Origin of the sequence: Thermococcus alcaliphilus, assembly GCF_024054535.1 — an archaeon.
GTDB classification, from domain to species: Archaea; Methanobacteriota_B; Thermococci; order Thermococcales; family Thermococcaceae; genus Thermococcus_A; species Thermococcus_A alcaliphilus.
In genome coordinates, this window is sequence record NZ_JAMXLV010000005.1 from 1 (window position 1) to 429 (window position 429).

Sequence of the window (429 nt, forward strand, 5' to 3'; positions counted from 1 at the left end):
TCTTCTATCCCAGAGAAGCCTCTCAACCTTGAAGCCCCAGAATCTCTCGATCAAGTCGGCAACATAAAGACCAAGATCCTTTCTGTGGTCTTCAATTCTGATGATGAATTTGAGTGTGACGGGCTCACCGTTGAAGTACCAGAATCCGTCGTCGCCTTTCTTGAGTTCATAACCTTGTTTTGCTAACTCATCTGCGGCTTTCTTCATGCAGTTCTCAACTAATTGCTGTGATTTGGCGATGTCTGCAACTGCTGTGATTCCCATGGCTTTGTATACTGGTTCGAAGTATGCGTTTGCACCGGTGCTTGGCCTTATACCACCAAGCATTGGTTGTCCTGATCCCTGGAGGATGTTCTGGACTATGTATTGTCTGCTTATGAGGAAGTTCAATGCGTATCTTATGTCTCTGCAGGCGAATGGGTTGAAGAA

Annotated in this window: 1 pseudogene; it reads right to left on the reverse strand. The window is 45.9% G+C overall.

The annotated features are described in order from the left end of the window. Window positions 1–429, reverse strand: a pseudogene (locus tag NF859_RS00020) (ABC transporter substrate-binding protein); the annotation flags it as partial.